22 protein-coding genes are annotated in these 24,330 nt (G+C 55.0%); 11 read left to right on the top strand and 11 right to left on the bottom strand.

Annotated elements, in window-relative coordinates; all coding sequences use genetic code 11:
• Positions 1-157: 157 nt before the first annotated feature.
• The 6 genes from rpsO to rbfA all read right to left on the bottom strand — a co-directional run bounded on the left by rpsO (position 158) and on the right by rbfA (position 3,528).
• Positions 158-427 carry a 30S ribosomal protein S15 gene (gene rpsO / locus OU789_RS14295; protein ID WP_263954668.1) on the bottom strand — a complete coding sequence of 90 codons (270 nt, stop codon included), beginning with the start codon at positions 425-427 and terminating at the stop codon, positions 158-160.
• A gap of 160 nt (positions 428-587) precedes the next feature.
• Positions 588-875, bottom strand: coding sequence for a DUF5665 domain-containing protein (locus OU789_RS14300; protein WP_263954669.1), 288 nt, complete (start codon positions 873-875; stop codon positions 588-590).
• A complete protein-coding gene (locus OU789_RS14305) occupies positions 872-1,378 on the bottom strand; it encodes a DUF1643 domain-containing protein (protein WP_274656214.1) in 507 nt (168 codons plus the stop codon). Before OU789_RS14305 ends, OU789_RS14300 begins: the two co-directional genes overlap by 4 nt.
• 30 nt (positions 1,379-1,408) lie before the next feature.
• Entirely contained in the window at positions 1,409-2,320 is a 912-nt protein-coding gene (gene truB, locus OU789_RS14310) for a tRNA pseudouridine(55) synthase TruB (RefSeq protein WP_274656216.1), read from the bottom strand.
• Between the two features lie 64 nt (positions 2,321-2,384).
• Positions 2,385-3,122 carry a phosphodiester glycosidase family protein gene (locus OU789_RS14315; protein ID WP_274656217.1) on the bottom strand — a complete coding sequence of 246 codons (738 nt, stop codon included), beginning with the start codon at positions 3,120-3,122 and terminating at the stop codon, positions 2,385-2,387.
• Positions 3,106-3,528, bottom strand: a complete 423-nt coding sequence (gene rbfA / locus OU789_RS14320; protein WP_263954674.1) for a 30S ribosome-binding factor RbfA — start codon at positions 3,526-3,528, stop codon at positions 3,106-3,108. Before rbfA ends, OU789_RS14315 begins: the two co-directional genes overlap by 17 nt.
• A 98-nt stretch (positions 3,529-3,626) precedes the next feature.
• Here rbfA and dapB point away from each other — a divergent pair, with 98 nt between their 5' ends.
• Positions 3,627-4,436 carry a 4-hydroxy-tetrahydrodipicolinate reductase gene (gene dapB / locus OU789_RS14325; RefSeq protein WP_274656218.1) on the top strand — a complete coding sequence of 270 codons (810 nt, stop codon included), beginning with the start codon at positions 3,627-3,629 and terminating at the stop codon, positions 4,434-4,436.
• 21 nt (positions 4,437-4,457) lie between these two features.
• Here the strand turns inward: dapB and OU789_RS14330 are convergent, their stop codons facing one another.
• A complete protein-coding gene (locus tag OU789_RS14330; protein ID WP_274656219.1) occupies positions 4,458-4,628 on the bottom strand; it encodes a DUF1674 domain-containing protein in 171 nt (56 codons plus the stop codon).
• A 47-nt stretch (positions 4,629-4,675) separates the two neighbouring features.
• On the opposite strand from OU789_RS14330, the gene OU789_RS14335 reads away from it, so the two are divergent.
• The 9 genes from OU789_RS14335 (at position 4,676) to OU789_RS14375 (ending at position 16,401) form a co-directional block, all read left to right on the top strand.
• A complete protein-coding gene (locus tag OU789_RS14335) occupies positions 4,676-5,968 on the top strand; it encodes an RsmB/NOP family class I SAM-dependent RNA methyltransferase (protein WP_274656220.1) in 1,293 nt (430 codons plus the stop codon).
• Between the two features lie 89 nt (positions 5,969-6,057).
• A complete protein-coding gene (locus tag OU789_RS14340) occupies positions 6,058-7,803 on the top strand; it encodes a heparinase II/III family protein (protein WP_274656222.1) in 1,746 nt (581 codons plus the stop codon).
• A gap of 24 nt (positions 7,804-7,827) precedes the next feature.
• The gene (gene purH, locus OU789_RS14345) at positions 7,828-9,417 is read left to right on the top strand and encodes a bifunctional phosphoribosylaminoimidazolecarboxamide formyltransferase/IMP cyclohydrolase (protein ID WP_274656224.1); all 1,590 of its coding nucleotides are present in this window, start codon (positions 7,828-7,830) and stop codon (positions 9,415-9,417) included.
• A gap of 10 nt (positions 9,418-9,427) precedes the next feature.
• Positions 9,428-9,898 (top strand): signal peptidase II, encoded by a 471-nt coding sequence (gene lspA, locus OU789_RS14350; RefSeq protein WP_263954681.1) that lies wholly within the window; start codon positions 9,428-9,430, stop codon positions 9,896-9,898.
• 52 nt (positions 9,899-9,950) lie between these two features.
• Entirely contained in the window at positions 9,951-10,463 is a 513-nt protein-coding gene (locus tag OU789_RS14355) for a DUF3035 domain-containing protein (protein WP_274656226.1), read from the top strand.
• Between the two features lie 129 nt (positions 10,464-10,592).
• The gene (locus tag OU789_RS14360; protein ID WP_274656228.1) at positions 10,593-11,933 is read left to right on the top strand and encodes a M16 family metallopeptidase; all 1,341 of its coding nucleotides are present in this window, start codon (positions 10,593-10,595) and stop codon (positions 11,931-11,933) included.
• Positions 11,930-13,246, top strand: coding sequence for a M16 family metallopeptidase (locus OU789_RS14365; protein ID WP_274656229.1), 1,317 nt, complete (start codon positions 11,930-11,932; stop codon positions 13,244-13,246). The genes OU789_RS14360 and OU789_RS14365 overlap by 4 nt, the downstream gene beginning before the upstream one ends.
• A gap of 57 nt (positions 13,247-13,303) precedes the next feature.
• Positions 13,304-15,169 (top strand): DNA mismatch repair endonuclease MutL, encoded by a 1,866-nt coding sequence (gene mutL, locus OU789_RS14370; RefSeq protein WP_274656231.1) that lies wholly within the window; start codon positions 13,304-13,306, stop codon positions 15,167-15,169.
• Positions 15,166-16,401 carry a DNA recombination protein RmuC gene (locus OU789_RS14375; RefSeq protein WP_274656233.1) on the top strand — a complete coding sequence of 412 codons (1,236 nt, stop codon included), beginning with the start codon at positions 15,166-15,168 and terminating at the stop codon, positions 16,399-16,401. The genes mutL and OU789_RS14375 overlap by 4 nt, the downstream gene beginning before the upstream one ends.
• A 1-nt stretch (position 16,402) precedes the next feature.
• Here OU789_RS14375 and OU789_RS14380 read toward each other — a convergent pair whose 3' ends face one another.
• The gene (locus OU789_RS14380; protein WP_274656234.1) at positions 16,403-17,542 is read right to left on the bottom strand and encodes a saccharopine dehydrogenase family protein; all 1,140 of its coding nucleotides are present in this window, start codon (positions 17,540-17,542) and stop codon (positions 16,403-16,405) included.
• Positions 17,543-17,551: 9 nt separating this feature from the next.
• Entirely contained in the window at positions 17,552-18,592 is a 1,041-nt protein-coding gene (locus OU789_RS14385) for a saccharopine dehydrogenase (RefSeq protein WP_274656236.1), read from the bottom strand.
• 176 nt (positions 18,593-18,768) lie between these two features.
• Here OU789_RS14385 and fdhF point away from each other — a divergent pair, with 176 nt between their 5' ends.
• The gene (fdhF, locus tag OU789_RS14390) at positions 18,769-21,531 is read left to right on the top strand and encodes a formate dehydrogenase subunit alpha (protein WP_274656237.1); all 2,763 of its coding nucleotides are present in this window, start codon (positions 18,769-18,771) and stop codon (positions 21,529-21,531) included.
• On the opposite strand, the gene OU789_RS14395 is transcribed toward fdhF, so the two are convergent.
• Both OU789_RS14395 and OU789_RS14400 read right to left on the bottom strand, forming a co-directional pair.
• Positions 21,528-22,229, bottom strand: coding sequence for a response regulator transcription factor (locus tag OU789_RS14395; RefSeq protein WP_263954690.1), 702 nt, complete (start codon positions 22,227-22,229; stop codon positions 21,528-21,530). The two genes, fdhF and OU789_RS14395, sit on opposite strands and share 4 nt — an antisense overlap.
• Entirely contained in the window at positions 22,226-24,148 is a 1,923-nt protein-coding gene (locus OU789_RS14400; RefSeq protein ID WP_274656240.1) for a hybrid sensor histidine kinase/response regulator, read from the bottom strand. The genes OU789_RS14395 and OU789_RS14400 overlap by 4 nt, the downstream gene beginning before the upstream one ends.
• Between the last annotated feature and the right edge of the window lie 182 nt (positions 24,149-24,330).

Genomic DNA, 24,330 nt, shown 5'->3' on the forward strand with positions numbered 1-24,330 from the left:
CTCAGATATAGCGGCCATACAATAAAACAACGCGTTTGGGAACAGCGATTGTTTGGCGACCGTTGCGTGAGAGCAAACCCGCTCGCATCACCACGCTTCAAAACAAAAACGCCCGCGAGAGTATCGCAGGCGCTTCCGTATTCTTGCTTGATTAAGCTTAGCGGCGAAGGCCGAGGCGCTTGATCAGGTCTTGGTAACGATCTTCGCTTTTGCCGCGGAGATAGTCCAAAAGCTTACGACGGAGCGCAACCATCTTAAGAAGGCCACGGCGGCCGTGGTTGTCTTTCTTGTGGGTTTTGAAGTGCTCTGTCAGTGTCGCGATACGCGAGGAAAGGATAGCAATCTGTACTTCGGGCGAACCTGTGTCGCCTTCTTTGATTGCAAATTCTTTCATCAGGCGTGCTTTTTCTTCAGCAGTAATCGACATCGGGGTCTCCTTATCTAAAGGGTTAATGGCGCGAGCCGGGATGTCGTCCAGCAAGGCCCGTGGAGGGGTCCGTCAGAGAGTCTCTGGTCGGATTGCGGGCGTATAAGGGAGATTCCCCAAAAAAGAAAGGGGTTTTCGTTCCTCAGCGCAGATTCAGATTCTATTCGCTTGGTCTGCCCTGAATTTCGTCAGCGATTTCTTTGGCCCATTCGCCAAATATTGGAATGAAATCTATCTGCGAGAGCGCAAAAACCAAAACGGAGGCCAAGATCGAAGCGCCGAGTACCGTACCAAGGCCGAACGCCAATCCGCGCATTAGCTGAAATCCGATTGTCCGCCATTTCGATTTGTAGATGCGAAAGAACTTTTGATTATTCAGTCGCGTGACTTCTGCTTTCAGTGCTTGGACCTCTTGAAGCAGGCTGTCACTGTCATTCGTTTCTGTCATGGCATATTCCAAGGCTCTGGTTGGACTGAATAACTAATATAGAGAGGATGCTTTGGATGTCCCGCTTTTGACAGACCTAAATGATAGAGGGTCTGCCCTTGCAGCAATTTCGCCACCGCTTCACCTCGATTGAGATGCGCGCCGTGCGTACCCCATGCGCAAATGATCGTATCGGCCCACGCGCACCCTTCTAAAATCGCAGCATCGTTCTCTGGGCCAACAGGATCAGCAGCAGCCCGCATCTTCCGTGGGTCAGTATCACGCCACGCAAAAATATTCGCGACCCGAAACCCGCCAAAGCCCAATGCCCGCGCGCGGCGTTCACACCGTTCAACGGTTGGGTCGTTCTGCACTTCTGTGGCGGTTGACGGGTTAAGCATGATAAAGAAGGCCCGTTTTCCCGACTCATCCCAAACGCGTGTCAGGCTGTAACGGTATTTCTCGCAATCCGAATAGACAGCGGTCGATGGCGCGTCATCCTTGATGTGGCTTCTTGTAATCATGCTTGTTTGTTGCAATGCCCCGCGCGGTTATCAAGTGCCTTGATTGAATACGCGGCTTGGGTGGAGTTCACCCGATTTATAAACCCCGACCGCAACCGCCTTGCCGTCCAAGCTGCCCCAGCATTCGTCGCCAAACTGAACATCTGCCGCGATCACCATGCCGGGATTGCCGTTGCGCAAACGCATTGCGCCTTCGGGTGTGCATTTCACCTCCGGAAGGTCTTCAAGACCGATCTCCAGAGGGCGCAAATGTGTGTCTAATTCAGGGTCTTTGGCCAGTTTCTCTATTGTTTCAACCGATATGCCATCTTCGGCGTCGAATGGGCCAGACCAGATGCGCCGCAGTTCTCGGACATGGCCGAAACAGCCCAGTTTCTCGCCCAAATCCCGCGCAATGGCGCGCACGTAGCCGCCCTTCCCACAGGTCATCTCAAGCGTCACGTGATCCTCGTCGGGGCGATCAACGAGCACCAGCTCTTCAACGTATAAGGGCCGCGCCGCGATCTCGAAGTCTTGATCGTCGCGGGCAAGTTTATAAGCCCGTTGGCCATCGATTTTCACGGCCGAAAATTTAGGTGGGATCTGCTCTATATCGCCGACAAATGACAGCAGCGCTTCTTTGATCTCATCATCGCTCGGGCGCAGGTCGGATTCGTTGATCACCTCGCCTTCCGCATCATCTGTATTCGTGGCTTGGCCAAGACGTACGGTGAATTGATAGGCTTTGAGCGCATCGGTGATGTACGGAACTGTCTTTGTCGCTTCACCGAGCGCAACCGCAAGAACCCCCGTCGCTTCAGGGTCTAATGTGCCTGCATGGCCTGCTTTCTGTGCGCCAAGTGCCCAGCGCACCTTGTTGACAACGGCATTGGAGCTGATGCCCGCAGGTTTATCCACGACCATCCAGCCGGAAATATTGCGACCCTTGCGTTTACGACCCATAGAACTGTCCTGCGTTGTGTTAAGCCGCGCGTGCTATCGGGCCGCGCGACGTTCGTCAATACGGCTATCGGTCTGTGACCAAGCCGACGATGGGGCCAATCGGCAGGCCGATATCGCGGCGGCCAACTTCTGGCGCATAGAGGCGCGAAACTTTGCCGTCGAAAAAGAGCGCGTTCGGAACTTTGATGTGATCGCGGAAGAACCGCCCGAAATCGTGAAAATTCACTTGCTGGTTCGAGATTGCGAAAATGGCTGTTTTCCCGTCCGCGCTGGTTCCGACACCATTGCGATAATACCGCGAATCGCCATTTGGAATGAAGCGTGGGTGCAGCTCGCCATCAATCACAAGCATCGGGCCGGATTGAGAGGCGAAACGGCAGTCTGGTTTTGCGGCTTCGAATACGGTTGTTTCGATCACATCAACCCGCCCGTCGCTAATGCAAAAAACTCCGTTTGGCGTAAGGCCAAAATTCCCGACCCCACCTCCGTGGCTAACGGGTGTGAGCTCTTCTCCGTTCTCCACAAACAACCCAACAGGCATCCGATTGGAGTGATACATGCCAGCGTTCATCGCAAAGACAAGCGCTTTGCCTTCGGGCTTGAGGGCCGCATTTACGGCACTAAACCCGCCCAAAATGCGATTTTCATCGTTTCGCAGGAAAAGCCTTAAATCGTCCTCTGCGTCTGCACGACACACGGTATAGGCGTTGCCCTCAAATTCTTCGACAGCGCATTGCGCGGCGGCCGAATGCCCCGTGATTACAGCGAGAAAGCCAAGAAGGAAGCTAAGACTGCGTATCATCCGTATCGTCCAGCGGTGCGATATCGCGTTGAACATTGTCTTGGGACAGAAGGCGGCGTGTTTCGTCCATCCGATCAAACGTATCGTCGATCGCATAGCGCACTTCGGGCGAATGCTTCAGGCCCATCTTCTTAGTGATAATGCGACGAATTTCGTGTCTATTCTCGCGCAAACTGGCCAATGCCTCTTCTTGCCCTTGCCCACCAAGAGGCAAGACATAGGCCGTGGCGATCCGAAGATCGGGCGTTACTCGAACCTCGCCCACGGTAATAGACATGCGGTTCAAGTCAGGATCGTGAATTTCGCCCCGATTGAGCGTTTCTGAAAGTGTCCGGCGGATCAACTCGCCGACGCGAAGCTGACGCTGTGAAGGTGCCTTGCCGGCGCGGTTTGCGTTTTTAGCCATAGCCGTCATGTAAGCATGAAACACCCGATGGGCAACAGGGCTTTGCTTTGAGCGCGGCTTGGGGTTAAACGAAGGCAAGCCGATAAAAGGAACGCGCAATGACCGACGCAACGAAAATAGTGATCACCGGATGCTCTGGCCGTATGGGACAAATGCTCATCAAGACGGTTCTGGAAAACGACAAAACAGAGCTTTCAGGCGTTGTTGAACGGTCTGGGCATGATTGGGTTGGCCGCGATGTTGGCGAGGCCATGGGCGGGCAGGCGCTCGGTGTGACTGTGTCTGATGATATTTCCGCAGCGCTAAAGGGTGCGGACGTGGTGATTGATTTCACGGCGCCTCAGGCCACGATACAATTCGCTAAGGCAGCTGCCGAAGCGGGTGTTGCGCATGTAATCGGCACCACTGGGTTTAGTGACGCAGAGATTGAAGCGCTCGCCGAGCCCGCGCAGAAAACCGCGATCGTGCGCGCTGGCAACATGAGCCTCGGTGTGAATCTCTTGACCCAACTTACCAAGAAAGTGGCCGCTGCGCTCGATGAGGACTATGACATCGAGATCGTGGAGGCCCATCACCACCATAAAGTCGACGCTCCATCAGGGACCGCCCTGATGCTTGGCGAAGCAGCGGCAGAGGGGCGTGGCGTTGACCTTGGCGAGGTATCAGATCGAGGGCGTGACGGGATTACTGGTGCGCGTAAGAAGGGCGATATCGGCTTCGCCGTGGTGCGCGGAGGCGATATTGTAGGCGAGCATGAAGTGATGTTTGCAGCAGCAGGCGAGCGGATCGTGTTGCGCCATATGGCCACGGACCGCGCGATCTTTAGCCGTGGGGCGATCAAAGCTGCGATTTGGGCGGCCAAGCAAAAGCCTGGTTCCTACGACATGTTGGATGTGTTGGGCCTCTGAATAGGCTCTGTTCCTGCTAAATCAGAAATCTACGGCGATGCCTTTGCGCTCCCAATCTCCATAACGAACTGGCTCTGGCCCGTCGCGGCCACCGAGTTCGGTCGGGAGTTCTGTTTGCTTTTGCTTACGCCGCTCTTCGGCTTCGGCCAGCGCGCGCTTAGCAGCATCGGGCAGGTCTTGTTTTTCGCTCATGTGACAAGTCCTTGTTTTGGGCGTGTGCATGATATACCTCAGCCCGCATGGCGCGTAAAACCCCAAATACAAAACCCCAGCAAGGCATAGAAGCCCGCCGCGCGGCGGTACAACTGCTGAATGCTGTGACGGTTAAGAAGCGATTGCTTTCCGAAGTGAGCGGCCCAAAAGGCCCATTAGGTAAACTCGACGCTGCGGATAAAGCGCGCGCGCAGCGACTTGCGCTTGATACGCTGCGCAATCTTGATCGCGCTGATCGCATCCTTGGCCCGTTTTTGCGTCGTCGCCCTCCAGAAGAGGTTCATAACATCCTTCGCCTCGCGGCAACGGAGATCTTCGTCGAGCAAGCGCCTGCGCATGGTGTTGGAAACGCGCTTGTTGCAATTGCGCGCGAGATTAACGCGACGAGCCATTCCGCGGGAATGGTTAACGCAGTTGTGCGCCGTTTGGGCGAATTAGAGACTGAAAAATGGAATAACCTACCCGTTCCGCGTTTGCCAAAGTGGCTGCGGAAACCGTTGATTGCGGATTATGGCAAGGCGACGGTTGAAGCGATCGAGCAATCCCATGCCAATGGCGCTCCGCTTGATCTCTCCTTCAAAGCAGATGCGAAATTGCCAGAAGGGGAGCGTATTCCAACTGGAAGTTTGCGCATCAAAGACGCTGGTCAGGTTACTGCCCTTGAGGGGTATCAGGACGGCGGATGGTGGGTGCAGGACGCAGCTGCGGCACTTCCGGTTAATATTCTTGCGCCGAAAAAAGGCGAGACAATTCTCGATCTCTGTGCCGCACCAGGCGGCAAGACGATGCAACTCGCAAGCGCAGGAGCCGATGTTACGGCGGTTGATATTTCTGAAAGCCGTATGGGGCGGGTGCGTGAAAACCTTGCGCGGACCAAGCTGACGGCCAAAACCACTGTTTCCGACGCGCTTGAGTTCAAAGAGGGCAGCTTTGACGCGATCCTTTTGGATGCGCCCTGCACCGCTACAGGGACGATTCGCCGTCATCCGGACCTGCCCTATGCCAAGGATGGCTCCGAATTTCCGGGACTGTTCGAGCTTCAGGAAAAGATGCTCGATCATGCTCTAACCCTGCTGAAACCGGACGGTCGGCTTGTTTTCTGTACGTGTTCGCTGCTGTTTGACGAAGGCGAAATTCAAGTTGAAGACGCGCTCAAACGTCACCCGAATCTCACCGTCGATAAAGACGCACTTCTTGTTGAGGGTGTGGAACCCGAGTGGGTTTCCAAGGAGGGCGGGCTGCGCATCCGGCCCGATTTTTGGAGTGATATCGGTGGCTTGGATGGCTTCTATATCGCGGTGCTTCGGCAAAAGTTATAACGCCCTAAAATAGCGGTGACAGGCGCGACCTCACCTCATATGCTGCTGTCAGAACAATAAGCACGTCAGCAATCGACGAGGCAGGGCAGGTGGCAAACACCATAAAGACAAACACGCGCCGCAAGCGCTTTGCAGACCGTTTCCACGCGCGTCTGAGCGTGTTTTCGCGCCCTGCAACTGGTTTTGTCTCACAGCCGGAACCGCGTACAATCGGCTCCTTTGCGCGTGGGAGGCAGCTGATTGCCGGAAATTTCATGTTTGCGGGATTTCTCGTTGAAGCCCCGAATGTTTCGATCTGGGAATTGCCGTCGCCAGACCGCCGGTTTGAACAGGATTTGCACGGATTTACGTGGATGGATGACCTTGCCGCCGTTGGGGACGGCGAGGCACGCAAGCGGGTTCAGGCGTGGACGAATGAGTGGATTGAGCGATATTCAGGCGGAACAGGCTCTGGTTGGACGCCGGATATTACCGGCCGTCGCGTCATTCGTTGGATCAACCACGCGCTGTTTTTCCTGAACGGGCAAGATGCAAAAGTCTCTCAGGCGTTCTTTGGTGTGTTGGCCCAACAGACAGTGTTTCTGTCGCGCAGATGGCACGGCGCAGCGGCAGGGTTGGCGCGGTTCGAGGCGTTAACCGGTCTGCTTTATGCGGGGCTTTCGCTCACGGGCATGGAGCGCCATGTGAAGCCCGCGATGAAGGCGCTTGCGCGGGAATGTGTTGACCAGATTGATACAGAAGGCGGCATTCCAACTCGCAACCCCGAAGAATTGCTAGAGGTCTTTACACTCCTGACATGGGCCGCATCCGCTCTTTCCGAAGCTGGGCGGATGCCCGCGCGCGAACATCTTCAGGCGATTGAAAGAATCGCTCCCACGTTGCGTGCGCTACGGCACAGTGATGGCGGGCTTGCGCGGTTCCATGGCGGCGGACGTGGGTTAGAGGGGCGGCTTGATAATGCTTTGGCAACGTCTGGTGTTCGTGCGCAAGTTAACACAGGCCTTTCAATGGGTTTTGCGCGGATGCACGCTGGGCGCACGTCTATCGTTATTGATGCCGCGTCTCCTCCAATGGGCGTTGCCGCGCCAGAGGGGCATGCGTCCACGCTCGCGTTTGAACTGACCTCTGGCCGCCGCCCGTTGGTTGTAAATTGTGGGTCGGGTGCGACCTTTGGTGAAAGTTGGCGACGTGCGGGCCGCGCGACTCCTTCACATTCAACGGTAACGCTCGACGGGTTTTCCTCAGCGAGACTTGGGAAGCGGCGCATGATTGGCGGGCACCAACTTCAATGTTTGGAAAGCGGACCAAATAACGTCGTGGCCAATAGGTCTTCTGGTCAGGAAGGCGTGCAGTTTAGCGGCGAGCATGACGGATATTTGCAAACACACGGGCTTGTGCACCAGCGCCATCTTGATCTGAGTTTTGATGGGCGCGGACTTTCCGGCACAGAAGTTTTGTTGGCGGATACCTCCAAAGCCAAGCGCAGATTCGATGTGCATATGGATAGCGGCAAGCTCTCTGGAATCCCCTATTCCTGCCGATTCCATCTCCATCCGGACGTTGATGCAGAGGTTGATATGGGGGGAACGGCAGTCTCGCTGGCGCTCAAGAGCGGCGAGATTTGGGTGTTCCGGCACAACTCAACCGCGAAATTGACCCTAGAGCCGAGCGTTTATCTCGAAAAAACGCGATTAAAACCGCGTGCGGCGAAACAAATAGTTCTATCTGGGCGAGCAATGGATTATGCGACCCGTGTCACATGGCATCTGGCCAAAGCTCAGGACACCCCGAGCAATATTCGGGATGTAGAGCCAAACGAGATGCCCAAGCTGTAGATTGCCACTTTGGGGATGCAAACAATGACCGACCAACTGCCTATTCGCCGCGCGTTGCTTTCTGTTTCGGACAAGACCGGACTTGTCGATTTGGGCCGCGCTCTTGCCGAGCGAGGCGTGGAGCTTCTTTCAACCGGCGGTTCCGCCAAGGCGCTGCGCGATGCGGGGCTCACCGTACGCGATGTGGCCGAGATCACAGAATTCCCAGAGATGATGGATGGCCGCGTAAAAACGCTGCACCCGCGCGTGCATGGCGGGCTGCTTGCGCTACGCGACAATGCTGATCACGTGGCCGCAATGGAAGAGCACGGCATTGGTCCGATCGACCTTCTGGTGGTGAATCTATATCCGTTCGAAGAAACCGTTGCCAAAGGCGCCGATTACGACACCTGTATCGAAAACATTGATATTGGCGGTCCTGCGATGATCAGGGCAGCCGCGAAGAACCACGGTTTTGTCACGACGATTGTGGATGTTGAGGACTACGAGGCCCTTATCGGCGATATGGATCAGCACAACGGCGCGACTTGCCCGAAGTTCCGCAAAAAGATGGCGCAGGTCGCTTATGCGCGGACGGCCGCATATGATGCAGCGGTGTCCAATTGGATGGCGGGCGCGATTGGTGTTGAAACCCCACGCCGCCGCGCATTTGCGGGCACTCTGGCGCAGGGGCTTCGTTATGGCGAAAACCCGCACCAACAAGCGGCCTTCTATACCGATGGCGTGAACCGCGCGGGTGTTGCCACTGCAGTACAACATCAGGGCAAAGAGCTTTCCTACAACAACATCAACGACACAGACGCAGCGTTTGAACTGGTTGCCGAGTTTGATCCTGCGCAGGGTCCGGCGGTTGCGATCATCAAACATGCAAACCCTTGTGGCGTTGCGCGCGGTGAATCGCTTGTCGAAGCCTATAAATCGGCGCTGGCCTGCGACAGCACGTCCGCATTTGGCGGGATCATCGCGTTGAACCAGCCGCTTGACGCAGACACAGCAACCGAGATCAGCAAGATTTTCACGGAAGTTGTGATTGCTCCAGAGGCCAGCGACGAAGCCAAAGCAATTTTCGCAGCAAAGAAAAACCTGCGTTTGCTTACGACTGGCGGCCTTCCTGATGTGAAATCTGGTGGGCTCACATATCGCCCCGTTGCTGGCGGAATGCTTGTGCAGGACAAAGACGTTGGTTTCGTCGGACTGGATGACCTCAAGGTGGTGACAAAACGCGCCCCGACAGAGGCCGAGATGGCCGACCTTCTCTTTGCATGGAAAGTCGCGAAGCACGTGAAGTCCAATGCGATTGTTTATTGTAAAGACGGCGCAACAGTGGGCGTTGGCGCTGGGCAGATGAGCCGCGTTGATAGCTGCCGGATTGCGGCGCGCAAAGCCGAGGATATGGCCGAAGCGCTGGGCCTTGAAACGCCACTGACAAAAGGCTCTGTTGTTGCGTCTGATGCGTTCTTCCCGTTCGCGGATGGGCTTCTGACAGCCGCCGCTGCCGGTGCAACTGCCGTTATCCAGCCAGGTGGCTCCATGCGTGACGACGAGGTAATCGCCGCTGCTGATGAAGCCGGCCTTGCCATGGTCCTCACTGGCATGCGCCACTTCCGCCACTAAAGGAAAACAAATGCGCGCCTTCTACATCACCGCACTTCTGACTTTGGGCATTGATCAACTTACCAAAGTTGTTGTGGTGCATCTTATGGGTTTGAAATACGTGGGGGAGATCGAGGTCTTCCCCCCTTATCTCATGTTCCAGATGGCTTGGAATGAGGGCGTAAATTTTGGCATGGCCGCAAGCGGCTCGCCTATCGTGAAATACATCCTCATTGCGATTGCCTTGGCGATCTCAGCTTGGGTGTATTTCTGGATTCGCCGTGAGCAGCCTCAAACATTGGGGATGATCTCGGCGGGTTTGCTCATTGGTGGGGCTCTTGGGAACGTTCTTGATCGTTTCCTTTACGGTGCCGTCGCGGACTTCTTGAATATGAGCTGCTGTGGTTTTTATAATCCCTATGCGTTCAATGTTGCCGATATTGCGATCTTCGCAGGCGCGATCGGGCTTATTCTCTTTACGAGCAAGAAAAAGGGCGCGTAGACGCGGGAATTCTCTTGCGTTAAACATTGCCTCAGCACCCAAGGAGAAGTGAATGCGCAACGTAGGTAGTTTCGGAGTTTTGTGCTTCTGCGCGGCGATTGGTCTTGCGGCATGCAGCAGCGATAATCCCCAGCTGATGAACCTTCAGAATCCGGGCAACGGTCCGGAGGAATTCGGCGTGCTGCCGACGAAACCCTTGGAAACTCCGCCAAGCTATACCTCGCTTCCAACTCCAACTCCGGGCGGAACCAACCGCGTTGATCCGACACCTCGCGCCGATGCGATTGCGGCTCTTGGCGGAAACGCTGCACGTGCGCGTCCTGCAACGGGCGATCTTGTAAACTACACGACTCGTTTCGGGACAACGTCCAATATTCGGGGCCAGCTTGCTGCCGAAGATCTCGAATGGCGCAAGAAAAACCAAGGACGCGTTCTTTATCGTGCATTTGGTGTTCCGCAATACTTCGAAGCCTACGAGAAAATGTCGCTTGATCAGTATCAGGAATTGCAGCGCTGGCGTCGGCGCGGCATCGACACGCCCGCCGCACCACCAAAGCCAAATTGATTGCGGCGCACTCTCACGGACGTGATGGCGCAAGTTCATCGTAACAATTTCACTCACAGTAGCGTTGGGAGGGGTTGATGATCCCTAATCAACGCTTACCCTTAATGCGACCCTAAACGGAGACGCTTGATGACATCCTATTTCCGCAACGCATTTCTTGCATTGATATTGACGCTGCCCGCGGTTGCACAGGCCGAGAAACTCACGACATATCAACTTGATAACGGAATGGACGTTCTGGTTCTTGAGGACCATCGGGCACCCGTTGTTGTGCAAATGGTTTGGTACAAGGCTGGCGCCGCTGATGAGCCACGGGGTAAATCCGGCATCGCGCATTTTCTAGAGCATTTGTTGTTTAAAGGAACAGACACGCTTGCTCCGGGAGAGCTGTCAAAAACCGTTGCGGCGAACGGTGGATCTGACAATGCTTTCACCTCGCAAGATTACACAGCCTATCACCAGCGCATTGCCTCTGATCGGTTGGAACTTGTGATGCGTATGGAAGCGGACCGCATGCGTAACCTTCGTTTGTCCGAAGCGGATGTCGAAACGGAACGCGAAGTTATCCTTGAAGAGCGCAACCAACGAACAGAGAACAATCCGGGCGCCTTGTTTGCCGAACAACGGAATGCCGCCCAGTATATGAACCATCCGTATGGTATTCCGGTTATTGGCTGGAAGCACGAGATGGAGGAGCTCTCTCTTGAGGATTCTCTGGAGTTTTATCAGCGTTACTATGCGCCGAATAATGCGATTCTCATCGTTGCTGGTGATGTCATACCCGAAGACGTACTTGCGCTTGCAGAGAAGTATTACGGCGTATTAGAGCCTACTGTAGACCTTCCCGAACGGGAGCGGACAATTGAGCCGCCTCAACTTTCGGAGCGTCGCCTGACCTTTACGGACCCCCGCGTTGCGCAGCCCTATGTGATCCGTAGTTACCTCGCGTCAGAGCGCGACTCCGGAGCGCAGGAAGAGGCCGCCGCGCTTACATTGCTTGCCGAAATACTTGGTGGAAACGGGGCGACATCTGTTTTGGGCAACAAGCTCCAATTTGACACACAGCAAGCTATTTACACTGCCGCGTTTTATAGCGGGGTCTCGCTGGATGAAACGACATTCTCGCTCATCATTGTGCCGGTTCCTGACATCTCGCTTGAGGAAGCAGAGCAGGCGTTGGATCAAGCTGTTGCCGAATTTCTCGAAGAGGGCGTAGACGAGGAGCAACTTGATCGGATCAAGATGCAACTCCGTGCCAGTTTGATCTATGCCGAAGATGATGTGGCCGGTCGTGCGCGGCAGTATGGTGCTTCGCTCACCTCGGGCCTGACGATCGAGGATGTGCAGGCATGGCCCGATGTTTTGCAATCCATCACTTCAGAACAAATTATCGAAGCCGCAAAGAAAGTCTTCAACAGAAACAACGCCGTAACCGGCTATCTGATGAACGCTGAAGGAGAAGCAAAATGATCCGTGTGTTTTTCTCGACCGTTCTGGCGATGCTCGTTGCGCTCCCTTTGCGCGCTGAAATCGCAATTCAGGATGTAACCTCGCCAAAAGGAATCCACGCTTGGCTGGTTGAAGATCATTCGATTCCATTTACGGCTATCGAAGTTTGGTTCAAGGGCGGCGCGGGCCTTGATGCCCCAGGAAAACGCGGCGCAACGAACCTTATGGTCGGGCTCCTTGAGGAGGGCGCGGGTGATCTGGATTCACAAGAATTCGCCGCCGCAGTTGAGGCGCTCGCTGCGAGCTATAAGTTTGATGTTTTCGATGACACATTGATTGTTTCAGCGCAGTTCCTCACCGAAAACCGAGATGATGCAATTGACCTTCTGCGCAGCGCTTTAACGGAACCGCGTTTTGATGAAGCCTCCCTTGAGCGTGTGCGTGGGCAGGTACGTTCGATCATTTCCGGCAATGAGAAAGACCCGAACGACATTGCAAGCCGCACCCTCAATAAACTCGCGTGGGGAGATCATCCTTACGGCAGTTCGCTGAATGGTACGCTTGAATCGGTCAACAGCTTAACGCGCGATGATCTGGTCGAAGCCAAAAACGCAACCATGACCCGCGACCGAATCCATGTTGGAGCCGTAGGTGATATCACGCCCGAAGAGCTTGGCGCATTGCTCGACACGCTGCTTGGCGATTTGCCAGAGGAAGGCGCGCCGTTGCCTGCGGATGCGACCTATGCACTGCCACGAGGGGGCGAAACGGTCGTGGAGTTCGAAACGCCACAATCCGTTGCGATCTTTGCGCATGAGGGTATTGCGCGGGACGATGACGATTTCTTTGCGCTCTATGTGTTGAACCATGTTTTGGGCGGTGGTGGATTTGCATCTGTCTTGATGGAAGAGGTGCGAGAGAAACGCGGTTTGACTTACGGCATTTCAACCTACCTCGTTCCAAAAGAGCATGGCGCACTTATGATGGGGCAGGTCGCTTCTTCAAACGACCGTATTGCCGAGGCTATTACGGTGGTTCGCGATGTCTGGGCAGATATTGCGGCAAACGGGATTACAGAGAAGCAATTGACTGACGCAAAAACCTTCCTCACAGGCGCCTATCCTCTCCGTTTTGATGGGAACGCGACCATTGCAGGAATCATGGCGGCGATGCAGTCTCAAGAGTTGCCCATCGACTATATTGCGACCCGAAACGACAAGGTGAATGCTGTGACGCTCGAGGACATCAAGCGTGTTGCCGCGCGGGTTCTCAAGCCAGAGGATCTTCATTTTGTGGTGGTCGGGCAGCCCGAAGGACTAGGCGATCAGCAGTAACCATTTTCCCGATTTCCGCATGTGCGAATCGGAGCATTTCATGCTAAACCTTGTGGTATGCCTGATGGAAACCCCAATATGAGCGAGAATTCAGGGTCTGAACGCCCTGTTATCAAGCAGCTGGACGAAGCAGCAATCAATCGGATTGCCGCCGGCGAAGTTGTTGAGCGCCCCGCCTCGGCGGTTAAGGAGCTTGTTGAAAACGCAATTGATGCTGGCGCGCGACGTATCGAGGTTTCCTATGCAGACGGCGGCAAAACCCTAATCCGCGTTGTGGATGACGGTTGTGGCATTTCGGGGGCGGATTTGCCGCTTGCCATGTCGCGCCACGCCACTTCAAAAATTGACGGGTCCGACCTGCTTAATATCCACACATTCGGGTTTCGTGGAGAAGCACTTCCTTCGCTTGGAGCGGTTGGTCGGCTGACGATCAAGAGCCGACCGGAGGGGGAAGAGGCATTCACAATCTCGACGTCCGGTGGGGAGCAGTCGACAGTTAAGCCAACGGCGCTTTCTGGCGGAACTATCGTTGAGTTACGCGATCTGTTCTATGCCACGCCCGCGCGCCTCAAGTTTATGCGCACAGACCGCGCAGAAGCGGGCGCGATCAACGATGTCGTCAAAAAGCTCGCAATGGCAGAGCCGCATGTCACTTTCATTTTGCGCGATGTTTCCGGTGGCGGAGAAGGGCGCGTGGTCTTTCGGGCCGATGCCGAAACGGGTGATTTGTTCGACGCAATCCATGCACGCTTGCGCCGAATCTTGGGCGCGGAGTTTGCAGAGAATGCGCTTCTCATCGATGCCGAGCGCGAGGGCATTACCCTGACCGGATACGCAGCACTTCCGACTTACTCGCGTGGGTCTTCTGTTGCGCAGCATCTTTTTGTGAATGGCCGCCCTGTTCGGGACAAAATGTTCATCGGTGCGCTGCGCGGCGCCTATATGGATTTTCTGAGCCGTGATCGTCACCCCGCCGCGGTACTTTTCCTAGAGGTAGAGCCGACGCGCGTTGACGTGAATGTTCACCCCGCGAAATCTGAGGTGCGTTTTCGGGAGCCTGCTATCGCACGTGGATTGATCGTTTCGGCCATTCGGCACGCGCTCGCCGAGGCAGGCCACCGCGCGAGTACGACCGTGGCAAACGCCACACTTGGCGCGATGCGACCAGAGGGCGGTACGGAGAATTCACCACGCATCTATCAGATGGAGCGCAAGCCTGTTGGTAGCTTCGCCTCACCGCGAACAGAGAGTTACGCCACGCCCGGTTTCGCCGAAGGGGGCTTTGATGCCCCTTCCGCTCGCATGGAGCCAGTGGTTGAGACCGAAGAAACAAACGCAGCCGATCTCCCTCTCGGTGCGGCCCGTGCGCAGGTTCATGAAAACTATATCATTGCTCAAACTGCGACTGGAATGGTGATCGTCGATCAGCACGCAGCGCACGAACGTTTGGTCTATGAACGCCTTAAGAAGCAAATGGCTGAAAACGGTGTGGCAACTCAAGCGTTACTTATCCCTGAGATTGTCGAGCTTTCCGATCAGGATGCGGCTCTAATATTGGGGTATACAGAAGAATTGGCGCGGTTTGGCCTTGGAATAGAGCCATTTGGTGGCGGCAATATTGCGGTGCGCGAAACACCTGCGATTCTGGGTAATGTTGATGCGCGTGGGATGATCCTCGATATTCTCGATGAGCTCGCCGATCTTGGAGACAGCCAGACCCTACAATCCCGTGTTGAAGCGATCTTGTCTCGAGTTGCGTGTCATGGCTCCATTCGATCAGGCCGACGAATGCAGGCGGAGGAGATGAATGCGCTCCTACGCGAAATGGAAGCTACCCCACATTCCGGTCAATGTAACCACGGCCGCCCGACCTATGTTGAACTCAAACTTGCCGACATCGAAAGGCTTTTCGGACGCACATGATTGAAATCGCCGGTACAGAATATGCTTTTACAGATCCGCTTATCCTTCTTGTGGCGGGCGGTATTGCGCTGCTTCTGCTCATCCTCGTTTTGCTGGTTCGGTCGGTAAAAATAGGCTCTAACGCTGCTAAAATGGTCGGCCCAATTGCGCAGCAGATGGGGCAGTTGAACCATGCGGTGCAATCTCTGGGGCAAGGGCAAGAGCGTTTGGCGGGTGGGTTGCAATCAAATGCAGAGCTGCAGTCAGCGTCACAAGCGCAGATTTTGCAAACAATGGAAATGCGCCTCGCGTCGGTTCAGCAACAGATGCAAGAACGGCTTCACGAGAATTCGGTCAAGGCGGCAAGAAGCCTGTCTGATATGCAAGAGAAGCTTAACCAATCCGTCCATGGCAGCACGGTCAAAACAACTAAGTCTCTGACCGAGCTTCAGGAACGCCTCGCCACGATCGATAAGGCGCAGGCCAATATTGAAAAACTGTCGGGCGATGTGCTGGGACTTCAGGATATTCTTTCAAACAAACAGACACGCGGCGCCTTTGGCGAAATTCAATTGAATGATATCGTGTCAAAGGCGCTCCCAAGCAACGCTTATAGCTTCCAATCGACCCTATCCAACGGAAAACGGGCCGATTGTTTGATTCATTTGCCAAATCCACCAGGCCCGATTGTCGTCGACAGTAAGTTTCCGCTAGAGGCTTATGAAGCCCTTCGTAACGCAAATACCAAGGCCGAAGCAGAGCAAGCCGCGCGAGCGATGCGCGTTGCGGTGAAAACCCATATCAATGCCATCAGTGAACGCTACATTATCGAAGGAGAAACCGCAGATGGGGCGCTGATGTTCCTCCCGTCCGAAGCGGTCTATGCGGAACTACACGCGAGTTTCCCTGAAGTGGTACGCGAAGGCTTCGAAAAACGCGTTTGGATCGTATCCCCCACAACCTGCATGGCGACTCTCAACACCATGCGCGCCATTTTGAAAGACGCACAAATGCGCGAGCAGGCAGGGGCCATACGCACTGAGTTGGGCAAGTTGTTTCAGGATGTGGAGCGGCTCGGAACGCGTGTATCCAACCTTGATCGCCATTTCGGGCAAGCCGCCAAAGATATCTCCGAAATCAAAATCTCAGCAGATAAGGCAGGGCGTCGGGCCCGCCGCTTGGACAACTTTGATTTCGAGGAATTGGCGCCAGACACAGAGAATAGCACTCTGGCGCCACCTGTCGCGGAGTAGGCTACACCGCCGACTTAATCGCAAGATACTGCGCTTGCGACTCAACTTCGTGTAGCCAGCCCTCAACAAGTTTTGGGTCACGCGGAGCTGCGGTAACGCCCGCATGAATTTCACGATTCTTGACCGATTGAACCGCTAGCGAAACTGTAACGGATACCAGCCGCGCCATTGCTGAGCCACGCTCATCGCCCCACGCATCAAGCGCGTAAGTTTTATCGTAAACCGGCGTGCCGTCCCGCTCCGCAGAAAGCGAAACACAAAGAACAACGCGATCAGGTTCGCCGTCTTCATAGGCGTGCTGATCCCAGAATTCGTCAGACATTTCTTTGAGGCGCTTGTCGCCATCTTCGCCGGAAAGCGTCTCTATTTCGGCGAAAACGGGGGCCCAAGCCTCAGACCAGCCATTCAGCCGAAGGGTGCCACGCACGAAGTTCTTGAGTCGCCACTCGGGCTCGAACTGGTAATCCTCAATAAACGGAAGCGAGTCTCGGTTAGGGTAAACTTCAAACGTTTCTGGCGCGGCCAGTGGCGCAGAATAGGATTGGATAGCATCCCATGGCCGCGCGACATCAAGCGTCGAGAAATTGCGGATGGATCGGCTTGGCGAACGAAGCGCTTTGAGCACCCCAAGTGGCGACCAGCTAAATTTGTAGCGGAATGCGTTGGTGTGTTTTGGGACACCGCCGCAGTAACTCAGGAAAGAAATTGTGTTGGTCGGATCATAGGCATCTGACGCGCGGTAATCAGCGACAAGGTGATGCGCCATCAGGTGGTCGATGCCCGGATCAAGCCCAACCTCGTTCACAAGGCAAACACCTCGTTCTTGTGCAGCAGCATCAAGCGCAGCCATCTCGGGCGAAATGTAGGAGGAGGACACGAAATGTGCCCCTTTCTCAATGCATATTGTCGCCAGAGGCACGTGAAGATCGCCGGGCAGCATCGATACGACGATATCATTCGCGCGGAGCGCCTCGGTCAGGTCATCGAGCGTGAAAGCCTTAATGTTATCGGTTAGGTCTCCGACGGTTTCGCGTGCTTTTTCAACTGTTCTGTTCCAGACGCATACGTCCTCGCCCGCTTCCAACAGACGCCGTAATCCCGGAATGGCCGAAAGCCCTGTACCGCACCAGTGAATTGTCATGGCTACTCCTTAGATATGTTCTTCGAATGTGTCTCTAGCTCGGCCCCAAACGCCTTGATCAAGAGATTTGAGCTCAAGAAGAGAGGGAAGCAATTGTTCAGCGTAATCTTCCGAGCTTTCGACAGGAAGCATCGACGGAAGGTTATCAATTGCGGTGACATCAAGCACGGGATCTGTAGCGACGCGCAGGGCAGGGTCTTCCCATGTTGTCGTGCGATCATAGACCTTGATCGGAGAGAAATCGCTGTCTGGGTCACAGGCGATATCGCCGATAACAGATAGTTTGCGTGGGTCAGTGAGCGCAGACTTGGGGACGAAAACGGGCGTTCCTGGTCGTGCAAGAATGCAGTTCAGAAAGATGTCATGCTCAAGGATTTCTGGGAACGGGCCACCGGATGCTGTTTCGGCCATATCCCATTTCGTAACTTTAACGCCAAGTGCCTCGCAGAGATCAGAAGCGCCTGTCCCGACACGCCCAAGCGCGCCAATCACAATCGCGGATGGCGGGGTATAGGTCGCGAGATCAGTCTCTAGTGCGGCCAAAAGCGCATGTTTTGACGCGAATACGCCAACAGGTGCGCACATGTCGCCCTTCTGCTGTGCGGTCCAGCATTTGAGGCTTACAGCAGCCCCTGCAAAACCTGCCCAATAGCCAAAAGCTGCTACGCGACGGCCGGACGGGTCAACGAGATACTCCAAATCATAGAGCGTTCCTCCGCCAGCTTTAAAGCGATCAAGAAGTATGCGCCCGCTGGGCTGCCCCTTATAGGCGTGGCCGAACATGATGTGGCGATGTTTGAGTGGTGTCCCGTCTTCGGGCAGTTCCTTCAGCCCGAAAATAATGGCGTCCTCGGGGGCCTCCGGCCATGCGTTTTCCTCTGCGATTTCACAGCCTGCATCGATGTAACCTTGCAAGGGAATAGCGCGAACGGAGCTTTTCTCAACTGTCACGCGAATACCAGCGTTCAGTAGCGCTTTGGTGCCTTCGGGCGTGATACCCACGCGCTCTTCGTTTTCGCGCTGTTCGGCGCGTACCCACAGATGTGTCATGTCCAACTCCTTCGTCTGACAGGAGTATGGCAACGCGAACGGAGGAGCAATCGGGTTTGGCATTTGGGCGCGTGTTTCGTGCGGCATTGACGGAAAAAGACCGGAAGTTGTCGCAGAAAGGGAAGGTTGTATCTCGGCTATTGGCGATAGAATATAGAGGGAACGGGAGTAGAGCGATGCCAGACAAGATTTCATTCACCCTTGATGGTCGCGAGGTGGTTGCCGCCGCGGATGAGAGTATTTGGCAAGTTGCCAAACGCGAAGGTGTCGACATTCCACATCTTTGCCACAAGCCCGCAAGCGGTTATGCGCCAGATGGAAACTGCCGCGCTTGTATGGTTGAGGTTGAGGGCGAGCGCGTGTTGGCAGCAAGCTGCGTACGCAAACCAAGTGATGGCATGGTTGTAAACACCCAGACCGCGCGCGCAGAGAAGGCGCGGCGCATGGTGATGGAGCTTTTGGTTGCCGATCAACCAGAGCGCAATGTTTCTCATGACAAGAGCAGCGATTTTTGGGCACAGGCCGAAGCCCAAGGGGTTGCCGAGAGTCGTTTCCCGAAGCTTGAGGAAACCCGTGTACCTCTGCTTGATAACTCGCATGTGGCGATGAACGTAAACCTTGATGCCTGTATTCAATGCGGGCTGTGTGTACGGGCCTGCCGCGATGTTCAGGTGAATGATGTATTGGGCATGTCTGGGCGTGGCCACGACTCCTATCCGACCTTTGACCTCGCTGATCCGATGGGCGAAAGCACCTGTGTCGCGTGCGGTGAATGTGTGCAGGCCTGTCCAACAGGGGCGCTCATGCCAGCGACCGTCGTTGATGGTGCGCAGATCGGCGATAGTGCTGATATTGATCGGGAAGTGAAAAGCGTATGCCCATTCTGTGGTGTGGGCTGTCAGGTATCGCTCAAGGTTAAAGATGAGCGGGTCGTTTTCGTCGAAGGCATAGATGGCCCCGCGAACGAAGGGCGATTGTGCGTTAAGGGGCGGTTTGGGTTCGATTATATTCACCACCCGCACCGCCTCACCAAACCTTTGATCCGCCGCGAGGACGCGCCCGAAAAAGGCTTGAATGTTGATCCTGCCAATCCGCTGACCCATTTCCGAGAAGCGACTTGGGACGAGGCGTTGGACGCCGCTGCCAATGGTTTGGCAAAGCTTCGTGAAACCCATGGCGGTAAGTCGGTTGCGGGATTTGGTAGCGCGAAATGCACCAACGAAGAGGCCTATCTTTTCCAAAAGCTCATTCGCCAAGGGTTTGGGCACAACAACGTCGACCATTGTACGCGGCTCTGTCACGCTTCCTCTGTTGCGGCACTCTTGGAGAATGTCGGCTCCGGTGCGGTTACCGCGACCTTTAACGAGATTGAAAACGCCGATGTGGCCATTGTGATTGGCTGTAACCCTGCTGAAAACCATCCCGTTGCGGCGACATATTTCAAGCAATTCGCCAAACGCGGCGGCAAACTTATTGTGCTTGATCCGCGCGGGCAGGCGCTCTCTCGGTTTGCCACGCAAATGGTGCAATTCCGGCCGGGTGCGGATGTTTCGCTGCTGAATGCGATGATGCAGGTGATCGTCGAAGAGAAGCTATACGACGAGTCCTATATTGCGCGGATGACCGAAAACTGGGAGGCGGAAAAAGCGCATCTCGCGGCGTTCACGCCCGAGAAAATGGCCGATATTTGCGGCATTGCGCCTGATGATATCCGTGCCGCGGCCCGTACGTTTGCGCAGGGTAACGCGGGCATGATTTTCTGGGGCATGGGCGTGAGCCAACACATCCACGGCACCGATAATTCGCGGTGTCTGATCTCTCTGGCGCTCATGACCGGCAATGTCGGTAAACCTGGCGCTGGGCTTCATCCTTTGCGCGGCCAAAACAATGTGCAGGGCGCTTCGGATGCGGGACTTATCCCGATGTTCCTGCCTGATTACCAGTCAGTTACTGACGACGGCGTGCGCTCGGCTTTTACGGATGTTTGGAACAGCGGCGATTTTTCAGCGGAAAAGGGTCTAACCGTTACGGAAATTGTCGACGATATTCATGCGGGCAACACGCGCGGTATGTATATCCTTGGCGAGAATCCAGCCATGTCAGACCCAGATGTGAGCCACGCGCGCGAAGCATTGGCCAAACTGGAGCATCTGGTGGTGCAGGACATATTCCTGACCGAAACCGCGAACTATGCTGATGTGATCCTTCCCGCGAGTGCCTTTGCGGAAAAGGCGGGAACAGTGACCAACACCAACAGACAAGTGCAGATGGGGCGGCAGGCTATGCAGCCACCAGGTGATGCCAAGGAAGATTGGTGGATCGAGGTCGAGCTTGCCAAACGATTGGGTCTTGATTGGACTTACACTCACCCGCAAGAGGTATTTGCCGAAATGGCCATCAATATGCGTAGCCTTGATAACATCACATGGGAGCGACTTGAGAGCCAAAACGCGGTGACGTATCCAAGCTTGTCACATGATGATCCGGGGCAGGCGATTGTCTTTGCGGATGCCTTCCCACGGGATAACGAGCGCGCGAAGTTTACACCCGCTGATGTGATTGCACCGGATGAATCTCCTGATGCCGAATATCCGATGATCCTCACGACAGGGCGGCAGTTGGAGCATTGGCATACAGGGTCAATGACCCGCCGCTCCAAAGTATTGGATTCGGTCGAGCCGGAAGCGAACTGCTCGATCAACCCGAAAACGCTCAAATATCTGGGCGTTGAGGCGGGCGGAATGGTGCGGCTCACAACGCGGCGCGGAGAGATAACTGTGATGGCGCGGGCGGATCGCACGGTTGCCAAAGATATGGTGTTCCTGCCGTTTGCCTTTGTCGAAGCGGCGGCTAACATCCTCACAAACCCTGCAATAGACCCTTATGGAAAAATTCCGGAGTTCAAATTCGCGGCGGTTCGGGTCGAGAAGGCGTCTTAGCTCCAGACCACATCACCCAAAAAGATGTAACCCGCGCCATAGATCGTTTTGATGAGCTGGGGGTTCTTTGGGTCTTCACGAAGTTTGGTGCGCAGGCGGCTGATGCGGACATCCATGGCGCGGTCAAAGCTTTCTCCTGCCGCACCGCCAAGGCTTTCTTGCATTTGAACCCGTGAAATAAGGCGTTTCGGATTGTTGAGGAACAACCGCAGGACTTCGCCCTCGGCATGCGAAAAGGGAACTTCGGCGCCCTCGTCATCTATTAGAAGGTAGGTCTCAAAATTTGCAGTCCAGCCGGAGAAAATCGCGGTGTCTGATGTGCGGCCAACAGGTTTCACGCTGCGCATTCGCGCACGGACGCGGGCAACAACCTCGGATGGGTCAAATGGTTTGATGATGTAATCATCCGCGCCAAGCTCAAGGCCGGTGATCTTGTCCTGAACCTGCGCACGGCCCGAAATGATGATGATAGAGGCACCACTTTCAAGCGCAAGTCGATGCACCAGCGCTAACCCGTCTTTGTCAGGGAGGCCCAGATCAACAAGGCACACTTCTGGCGAGCTTGTTTTTAGCGAAGCCTCAAACTCGGTGGCGCGCGCAAAACTTGCCGTGCGATAGCCCGCTTCTTCCAATGCTTCGGACAGCATGTTGCGAATTTCAGGCTCGTCATCGAGAATTGTCACCAATGGTTTGGTCATGCGGTATCCTCCGCTGCTAAGAAACTGCCGAGTTCACGACCGTCAAAGGGTTTGCCAATCACCCGATATCGCTGAGCGGCTTCTTGGAAGAGTGGGTCGGATTCGGGTTTGGAGGTCATGAGGAACGCCGGAACTGTCATGCCCGCATCGGAAAGCCGATCGAGAAGCGCGATGCCAGTCTCGCTTCCTTTCAACGAGATATCGCTCAAGATCATCCCGATTCCAGGCAGCTTCGCCAATTCGCACGCTTCGCCAACTGTTTCGGCTTCGATTACAACATGGCCGAGTTCCATCAGCATATCGCGAACATTGAGCCGTATTTCGGGCGAGTCTTCTACAAGCAACACCATTGTCGGCTCGGATTGAACGGGAACAGGACGGCGCGGAAGCCGAAGTGTGACGCGGCCGCCAGAGGTGTGGTTCTCAAGCTCGACCTGACCGCCAGCAAGCTTTGTCAGGTCATAGACCATCGAAAGTCCCAAGCCGGACCCTTCGCCGCCCTTTGTCGTAAAAAACGGCTCTAATCCACGAAAAAGCGCCTCTTTTGAAAACCCTGGACCAGTGTCGGATACAGAGATCACAAGCCAAGTTTTAGAGACTTCCTTGGCTGTGACGTGGATTTCGCCGGTCGCTTTTCCAATGGCGTCACGTGCGTTCAGAACAAGGTTCAATAGCGAATCTTGAAGGCTGCCGGCATCCAGCAAAAGGGGTTCGCTAAGCCCAGTGGATTCAGTTTTCAGCGTAACGCCATCTGGTAAACTTGGCGTTGCGAGTACTGCTAGATCGCGGAGCAGATCAGCAACATTGCAAGGCGAGGGGTTCATCGAGCGCGGAGCTGACATTTTGCCGATCTTATCAAGCAACACGCCCCCACGCCGCGCCGCGCCTTGGGTAGCATTCACCAACTCGCGCGCTTCTTCGGGAAGATCCATGCGCTCAAGACGAGCTTGCATGCCGAGGATGATTGTAAGCAGATTTGCGAAATCATGCGCCAGCCCGGATGTCATTTGAGCGGCAAGTTCTTTTTTGCGCGTTTGGGCAAGAGCCGCACGAGCCTGTGTTTCCTCTGTTACATCCATTGACAGGATATAGACACCGGTCACATTGCCCTCTCTAATATCGGGCGTAAATGCGACCCTAATTCGCCTGCCGGATGTAGAATCCGTAAATTCAAAGACAGAGGCCTCGCCCTTGTAAGCAAGTTCAAGATAGGGGCCGGTCTTCTCGAATGCCGCTTCGCCCAATGCCTCTCGCATATGTAGTCCGAGGATATTGTTTGGGCGGTTTGGCAGCACCGCAGACAGGCGGCGGTTCGAATATGTATAAAGCCCATCTAGATCAAGATGCGCGATATGGGCGGGCATCATCTCTGTGGTGAGGCGTGTTCTGGCCTCCATCGCGGTGAGTTCGCGTTTGGCTTGCTCCAAGGCAATATTGGTTGCGGCCAATTCTCGGTTGGCTAATGAAAGTTGCTCCGTGTGGCCAAGAACCTGATCCGACAAAGTTTCGGATTTTGCCCGCAATAGAGCCTCTTGGCGCTTGATCTGGGTAATGTCTGTATAAACAGCGACCCAGCCACCTTCAGGCAAGGGAGCACCCTCAATCGATACTATCTGCCCGTTTGAGCGCTGACGTTCAACGTAGTGAGGCTCAAAAGCCATGGCCGTTCGGACGCGCTCTTTCACGAAGTCCTCAATATCTTCAACATCTCCGTATTCGCCGCGCTCGGTTAGAAAACGGATGGTTTCCGAAAATGATGCTCCGGGGTTCACCAGATGATCCGGCAGGTCGAACATTTCATGGAAACGGGCATTGCTCACCACAAGGCGCAGGTCCGCATCATAGATCGAAAGCGCCTGTTGAATAAGGTTCAAACCCGCAAGCGTGAACCGTTCAGTGGTGGATTTGGAGTGTTCCATAGCTTTATCGCTACCAGCCGGACTGGCTCTGGGAAAGCTCTTTTGGAGGCTTGTTACAATTCGTTAGATTCCAGAAATAGTCAGGAAAAAATTGACCAATAGGAAAATAACACCACGCTAGAACGCAGGCAGAATCGCTTGCGCAATTGTGGCCGCCACGGGAGAGGCGGTGGGGAGGAACG

It is taken from the genome of Halocynthiibacter sp. C4, assembly GCF_028823805.1.
Taxonomy (GTDB): Bacteria; Pseudomonadota; Alphaproteobacteria; order Rhodobacterales; family Rhodobacteraceae; genus Falsihalocynthiibacter; species Falsihalocynthiibacter halioticoli.

Coding starts and splice junctions, on each gene's coding strand:
- rbfA (WP_263954674.1), bottom strand. CDS start 3,528: ATGGCTAAAAACGCAAACCGCGCCGGCAAGGCACCTTCACAGCGTCAG.
- OU789_RS14380 (WP_274656234.1), bottom strand. CDS start 17,542: ATGACAATTCACTGGTGCGGTACAGGGCTTTCGGCCATTCCGGGATTA.
- dapB (WP_274656218.1), top strand. CDS start 3,627: ATGACCGACGCAACGAAAATAGTGATCACCGGATGCTCTGGCCGTATG.
- OU789_RS14305 (WP_274656214.1), bottom strand. CDS start 1,378: ATGATTACAAGAAGCCACATCAAGGATGACGCGCCATCGACCGCTGTC.
- OU789_RS14355 (WP_274656226.1), top strand. CDS start 9,951: ATGCGCAACGTAGGTAGTTTCGGAGTTTTGTGCTTCTGCGCGGCGATT.
- purH (WP_274656224.1), top strand. CDS start 7,828: ATGACCGACCAACTGCCTATTCGCCGCGCGTTGCTTTCTGTTTCGGAC.
- rpsO (WP_263954668.1), bottom strand. CDS start 427: ATGTCGATTACTGCTGAAGAAAAAGCACGCCTGATGAAAGAATTTGCA.
- OU789_RS14365 (WP_274656229.1), top strand. CDS start 11,930: ATGATCCGTGTGTTTTTCTCGACCGTTCTGGCGATGCTCGTTGCGCTC.
- OU789_RS14335 (WP_274656220.1), top strand. CDS start 4,676: ATGGCGCGTAAAACCCCAAATACAAAACCCCAGCAAGGCATAGAAGCC.
- OU789_RS14300 (WP_263954669.1), bottom strand. CDS start 875: ATGACAGAAACGAATGACAGTGACAGCCTGCTTCAAGAGGTCCAAGCA.
- lspA (WP_263954681.1), top strand. CDS start 9,428: ATGCGCGCCTTCTACATCACCGCACTTCTGACTTTGGGCATTGATCAA.
- OU789_RS14400 (WP_274656240.1), bottom strand. CDS start 24,148: ATGGAACACTCCAAATCCACCACTGAACGGTTCACGCTTGCGGGTTTG.
- fdhF (WP_274656237.1), top strand. CDS start 18,769: ATGCCAGACAAGATTTCATTCACCCTTGATGGTCGCGAGGTGGTTGCC.
- OU789_RS14330 (WP_274656219.1), bottom strand. CDS start 4,628: ATGAGCGAAAAACAAGACCTGCCCGATGCTGCTAAGCGCGCGCTGGCC.
- OU789_RS14375 (WP_274656233.1), top strand. CDS start 15,166: ATGATTGAAATCGCCGGTACAGAATATGCTTTTACAGATCCGCTTATC.
- OU789_RS14360 (WP_274656228.1), top strand. CDS start 10,593: ATGACATCCTATTTCCGCAACGCATTTCTTGCATTGATATTGACGCTG.
- OU789_RS14385 (WP_274656236.1), bottom strand. CDS start 18,592: ATGACACATCTGTGGGTACGCGCCGAACAGCGCGAAAACGAAGAGCGC.
- mutL (WP_274656231.1), top strand. CDS start 13,304: ATGCCTGATGGAAACCCCAATATGAGCGAGAATTCAGGGTCTGAACGC.
- truB (WP_274656216.1), bottom strand. CDS start 2,320: ATGGGTCGTAAACGCAAGGGTCGCAATATTTCCGGCTGGATGGTCGTG.
- OU789_RS14315 (WP_274656217.1), bottom strand. CDS start 3,122: ATGATACGCAGTCTTAGCTTCCTTCTTGGCTTTCTCGCTGTAATCACG.
- OU789_RS14395 (WP_263954690.1), bottom strand. CDS start 22,229: ATGACCAAACCATTGGTGACAATTCTCGATGACGAGCCTGAAATTCGC.